4 protein-coding genes and 1 pseudogene are annotated in these 5,934 nt (G+C 76.4%); all 5 read left to right on the plus strand.

Annotated elements, in window-relative coordinates:
- A pseudogene (locus KK617_RS18275) lies at positions 1-496 on the plus strand (D-TA family PLP-dependent enzyme); the annotation flags it as partial.
- A gap of 22 nt (positions 497-518) precedes the next feature.
- A complete protein-coding gene (locus KK617_RS18280) occupies positions 519-1,217 on the plus strand; it encodes a peptidylprolyl isomerase (RefSeq protein ID WP_277501619.1) in 699 nt (232 codons plus the stop codon).
- 85 nt (positions 1,218-1,302) lie between these two features.
- Positions 1,303-3,750, plus strand: a complete 2,448-nt coding sequence (gene pepN, locus KK617_RS18285; RefSeq protein ID WP_277501620.1) for an aminopeptidase N — start codon at positions 1,303-1,305, stop codon at positions 3,748-3,750.
- A gap of 83 nt (positions 3,751-3,833) precedes the next feature.
- The gene (locus KK617_RS18290; protein WP_277501621.1) at positions 3,834-4,994 is read left to right on the plus strand and encodes an exonuclease SbcCD subunit D; all 1,161 of its coding nucleotides are present in this window, start codon (positions 3,834-3,836) and stop codon (positions 4,992-4,994) included.
- On the plus strand, positions 4,991-5,934 hold a 944-nt coding region (locus KK617_RS18295), incomplete at its 3' end, for an SMC family ATPase (protein ID WP_277501622.1). The genes KK617_RS18290 and KK617_RS18295, both read left to right, overlap by 4 nt.

Genomic DNA, 5,934 nt, shown 5'->3' on the forward strand with positions numbered 1-5,934 from the left:
GGCGGCCGCGGGCCTGCCGTGCCCGGTGCGCAGCGGCGGGTCCACGCCCAGCCTCGGCGCGAGCCTCGCGCGGGGGCCCGAGGCCGCGGGCACCGCGCTGCCCGACGAGCTACGTCCGGGGGTCTACCTGTTCGGCGACGCCCAGCAGTGGGAGCTCGGCCACCACGAGCCGGAGGACGTGGCCCTGACGTGCGTGGCGACGGTGGTCAGCCACGCGGGCGGCCGGGTGGTGCTCGACGCCGGCAGCAAGGTGCTCGGGGCGGACCGTGCCCCGCACGCGACCGGGTGGGGGCGCCTGCCCGCCGACCCCGACGCCCGCGTCGTGCTGCTCTCGGAGCACCACGCCGTGGTGGAGACCGGCGGCGGCCCCCTGCCGGCGGTCGGCTCCCGCGTCGAGGTGGCGCCCAACCACGTGTGCGCGGCCGTCAACCTCGTCGACACCCTCTGGGTGGACGGCGCGCCCCTCGCCGTGGAGGCCCGCGGTCGCAACAGCTGAGGGTCCCCCTAGGCTCGGACGCATGAGCCGAGCCAGCACCCGCGCCCTGTCGATCGCCGCCGTCCTCGCCCTCCCGCTCCTCGCCGCCTGCGGCTCGGACGCCGAGGAGGGCTCGAGCGGGTCGGGCTCGCAGGAGTCGACGGACGCCACCGGTGTCACCGACGGCACGTGCTCCTACGAGGAGTCCGGCGAGGCCGCCCGCCCCGTGGACCTGCCGCCGGCCGAGCCGACCATCACCACCCCGACGCCCGCCGTCATCTCCACCTCGAACGGCGACCTCGACGTCACGCTGAACGGCGACACGACGCCGTGCACCGTCAACTCCTTCGTCTCGCTGGCCGAGCAGGGCTTCTACGACGACACGCCGTGCCCGCGCATCACCACGACGCCCGGCTTCGAGGTCCTGCAGTGCGGCGACCCGTCGGGCACGACGGCCGGGGGCCCCGGCTACTCCTACGCCGACGAGCTGAGCGGCGACGAGACCTACGCCGCGGGCACGCTGGCCATGGCGAACTCGGGCCCCGACACCCAGGGCTCGCAGTTCTTCATCGTGTACGGCGACACGCAGCTCTCCCCCGACTACACGGTCTTCGGCACGGTCGACCCCGCCGACCTGGGTGTCATCGAGGAGATCGCCGAGGCCGGGGACGACGGCTCCAACCCGGCCGGCGGCGGGGCGCCCAACACGCCTGTCGACATCGTCTCGGTCACGGTCGGCTGACGACCGGCGCCGGCCGCTGCCGCGTCGTACGCCGCCCGACCCGCCCCACCCCGCCACGGCGCTCACCCCTCGTAGGGTGAGCGCCGTGAGCGTTCCCGGAGCCAGCACGTCCCTGCGTCGCGACGAGGCCGAGCGGAGGGCGGAGCTGCTCGACGTCACCGGCTACGAGGTCGAGCTCGACCTGGCCGCCGACGAGGCCACCTTCCCCTCGCGCACCACCATCACCTTCACCAGCGCGGGCGGCCAGACGTTCGTCGACGTCAAGCCCGTCGCGCTGCGCCGGGCCACCCTCAACGGCACCGACCTCGACCCCGCCACCCTCCACGCCGGGCGGCTGCCGCTGCCCACCGAGGCGGGCGAGAACGTGCTCGTCGTCGACGCGGTGATGGCCTTCCGCACCGACGGCGAGGGCCTGCACCACCACACCGACCCCGCCGACGGCCGGCGCTACGTCTACGGCATGAGCTTCATGGACGCGGCCCCCAGTGTCTTCGCGTGCTTCGACCAGCCGGACCTCAAGGCGCCGTACACCCTCACCGTCCGGGCGCCGGTCGACTGGACGGTCACGGCCAACGCGCCGGGCACGCAGGCCGAGCCCGGCCTGTGGCGCTTCGAGCGCAGCGCCCCGCTCGCGACGTACTTCGTCACCGTCGTCGCGGGCCCGTACCACCACGTGCGGGTCTCCCACGACGGCATCCGGCTGGGCCTGTCGTGCCGGCAGAGCATCGCGCCCCACCTCGACGCCGACGCCGAGGAGCTGCTGACCGTCACGCGGCAGTGCTTCGACGAGTTCCACCGGTTGTTCGGGATCCGCTACCCGTTCGGCGACTACCACCAGGCGTTCGTGCCGGAGTTCAACGCGGGCGCGATGGAGAACCCGGGCTGCGTGACGTTCCGCGACCCGCTGGTCTTCACCAGCCGCGTCACCCGCGGGGCGCGCATCCAGCGCGCCGTCACCGTCGCCCACGAGATGGCCCACCAGTGGTTCGGCAACCTCGTCACGCCCCGGTGGTGGGACGACCTGTGGCTCAACGAGTCCTTCGCGGAGTACATGGGCAACCGCGTCACCGCCGACGTCACCGAGTACGGCGACACGTGGGTCCACAACGCCCACCGCCGCCGGCAGTGGGGCCTCGTCGCCGACCAGCGCCCGAGCACGCACCCGGTCGCCGGCAACGGCGCCGTGGACGCCGCCGGCGCGCTGCAGGACTTCGACGGCATCTCCTACTCCAAGGGCTCGAGCGTGCTCAAGCAGCTCGCCGCCCTCGTCGGGGACGACGTGTTCCTCGCCGGCGCCGTCGACCACTTCACCCGGCACCGTTTCGGCAACGCCACCATGCACGACCTGCTCGGGTCGTGGGAGCGGGCCGGGGCGGGCGACCTGACGGGCTTCGTCGACGGCTGGCTCCGCGCGCCCGGCGTCGACGAGCTGCGCCTCGACCGGGCCGCCGGCACCCTGCGGCGGGTGCCCCCGGCCGCCCACCCGGCGGAGCGCACCCACGCCCTGCGGGTGGCGAGCGCCGCCCCCGGCGACGCGACGTGGCGGGTCGACGAGGTCGTGCTGGGCGGGGAGGGCGCGTCGTACGACGTGGGGCCCGACGCCGCGGTGGTCGTCGACGCCTACGAGGACACCTGGTCGTGGTCGGCGCCCGACGCCGCGACGCTGGCGGCCCTGCCCGACCTGCTGCCGCGCACGACCGACCCGATGCTGCGGGCCGGGATCTGGAACGCGCTGCGCAGCGGCGTGCACGCCGGCGCCGTCGACCCCGCCGACGCGCTCACCGTCGTCGCGGCCGGCCTGCCGTCGGAGCGCGACGACGACGGGGTGAGCATCGTGACCGGGTGGGCGCTGGGCCGGCTCCGCGCCGTCGTCGCGGACCCCGACGACCTCGAGGCGCGGGTCCGGGCCGCCGCCGACGCCGTCGTGCGCGACGCCGAGCCCGGCAGCACCGTGCAGCTGGCGGCCTTCGGTGCGGTCGTGGCCGCGACCGCGGACGAGGCGCTGCTGCGCTCCTGGCTCGCCGGCGCCGACCTGCCGCCCGGGGTCGAGCTCGACGAGGCGCTGCGCTGGCGGGTGCTGGTGCGGCTCGCGGTGCGCGGCGCCACCGACGCCGACGCGCTCGACGCCGCGCTGGCCGACGCCCCCTCCGCGGTGGCCCGCACCGAGCACGCCCGGGCCCGGGCCTCGCTGCCCACCACGGCGGCGAAGGAGTGGGCCTGGGCACGGTTCACCGGTGAGGCCCGGGTCGCCAACTACGAGGTGGAGGCCGCCGGCCTCGGCCTGTGGCAGCGCGGCCAGGAGCACCTCACGGAGCCGTACGTCGAGCGCTACCTCACCGGCCTGCCCGCCGCGGCGGAGGTGTTCTCGGGCTGGCTGCTCGGCGACGTGGCGGAGGCCTTCTTCCCGCTGACAGCCCGCCGCACCGACGTGCTCGAGCGGGTACGCCGGCTCGCGGCCCAGGAGGAGCTGCCCGGCGCCGTGCGCCGCCGGGTCGGCGACATGGCCGACGAGCTGGCGCGCCGGATCGGCTGACGGGGCCACGGCGGCGGGGTGGCCCCGCCCACCTCGCGGCGTGGGTCCGCGGGACTGTCGGCGGGCCCACCTAGGTTCGTCCCGTGCGCATCCTCCACACCTCCGACTGGCACCTGGGCCGCTCGTTCCACCGGGCCGACCTGCTGGGTGACCAGGCGACGTTCGTCGACCACCTGGTCGCCGTCGTCGAGGAGGAGGCGGTCGACCTGGTGGTCGTGGCCGGCGACGTCTACGACCGGGCCCTGCCGCCGGTCGACGCGGTGCGCCTGGCCGACGAGGCGATCGCGCGGCTCGCGGCGTCGCGGGCCCGGGTCGTCGTCACGAGCGGCAACCACGACTCCGCCCGGCGTCTCGGCTTCGGCGCCCGGGTGATGGACGCGGCCGGCGTCCACGTCCGCACCGACCCGGCGCAGGTGGGCGTGCCGGTGCTGGTGCCCGACGCCGACGGCGCCGTGGCCGTCTACGGCCTCCCCTACCTCGACCCCGACGCGGTGCGCGAGCCGTGGGCCCTGCCCGCGCGTTCCCACGAGGCGGCGCTCGGCGAGGCGATGCGCCGCGTGCGGGCCGACCTGGCGGGTCGTCCGGGCACGCGCTCGGTCGTTCTGGCCCACGCCTTCGTGGCCGGCGCGCAGCCGAGCGAGTCGGAGCGGGACATCTCGGTCGGCGGCGTGCAGCGCGTGCCCGTGCCCGTCCTCGACGGCGTGGACTACGTGGCGATGGGCCACCTGCACGCCAGCCACGTGCTGACCGACCGGGTGCGCTACTCGGGCTCCCCGCTGGCCTACTCGTTCTCCGAGGCGGGCCGCGAGAAGGGCTCGTGGCTCGTCGACCTCGCCGCCGACGGCGCCGTGGCCGCCACCTTCCTGCCCACCCCGGTCCCCCGGCCGCTGGCCCGCCTGCGGGGCACCTTGGCCGAGCTCCTGGCCGACCCGTCGCTGGCCGAGCACGAGGCCGCCTGGGTCGAGGCCACCCTCACCGACCCCGAGCGGCAGCGGGGGGCGATGGAGCGGCTGCGTCGCCGCTTCCCGCACGCCCTGGTGCTGACCCACGAGCCCGTTGGTGGCGCCGCCCCGGCCGCGCCGCACCGGCCGGTGGCCGGGCGCAGCCCCCACGACGTCACCCTCGACTTCGTGCGCCACGTCCGCGGGTCCGACGCCTCCGCCGACGAGGCCGCGCTCCTGGCCTCCGCGTGCGAGGCCTGCACCGGCGACGCCGACGCCACCCGGGAGGCCGCGGCCGGATGAGGCTCCACGACCTCACGGTGACGGCCTTCGGCCCGTTCGCCACCACCGTCACCGTCGACCTCGACGACCTCGCCTCCGACGGGCTGTTCCTGCTCTGCGGGCCGACCGGGGCCGGCAAGTCGAGCGTCCTCGACGCCATCTGCTTCGCCCTCTACGGGCAGGTCCCGGGCGAGCGCAGCACGGCGCGGCACCTGCGCAGCGACGGCGCGGCGCCCGACATCGCCCCGCGCGTCGTGCTCGAGGCGACGCTGTCGGGTCGCCGGTTCCGGTTCACCCGCAGCCCCGCCTGGGAGCGCCCGAAGAAGCGCGGCGCGGGCACGACGACGCAGCAGGCCAGCGCGCTCGTCGAGGAGCGCGTCGACGGCACGTGGTCCCACCTGACGGGGCGCATCGACGAGGCCGGCCAGCTGGTGACCCGGCTGCTCGGGCTCACCATGGCGCAGTTCTGCCAGGTCGTGCTGCTGCCCCAGGGCGAGTTCCAGCGCTTCCTGCGGGCCGGCGCCGACGACCGCCAGCGCCTCCTGCAGAGCATCTTCCGCACGAGCCGGTACGCCGAGGTCGAGCGCTGGCTCACCGACCGCCGGCGCGCCCTGCGCCAGGAGTCGCTCGACGCCCTGGTCGCGGTGCGGAGCACCGTGCACCGCCTCAGCGAGGCCGGCCACGTGGCGTTCCCCGACCACCTCGTCCTCGACGACCCGTCGGGCAGCCCCGCCGCCGTCCCGTCGGACGGTGCCGAGGAGAGCGCGGGGGGCGACCCGGGGGACGGCACGGGCACCGACGCCCTGTCCGCGTGGGCGGGCACCCTCGTCACGGACTCCGCCACCGCCGCGGCCGCCGCCGACCGCCACCGCGCCCACGCCGAGGACGCCCTCGCGTCGGCGGCGTCCACCCTCGCCGCCGCGGAGGCCGTGACGGCCCTGCGGGAGCGCCACGCCCGCGC

Origin of the sequence: Nocardioides sp. ChNu-99 (assembly GCF_029493445.1) — a bacterium.
Lineage (GTDB): Bacteria > Actinomycetota > Actinomycetes > Propionibacteriales > Nocardioidaceae > Nocardioides.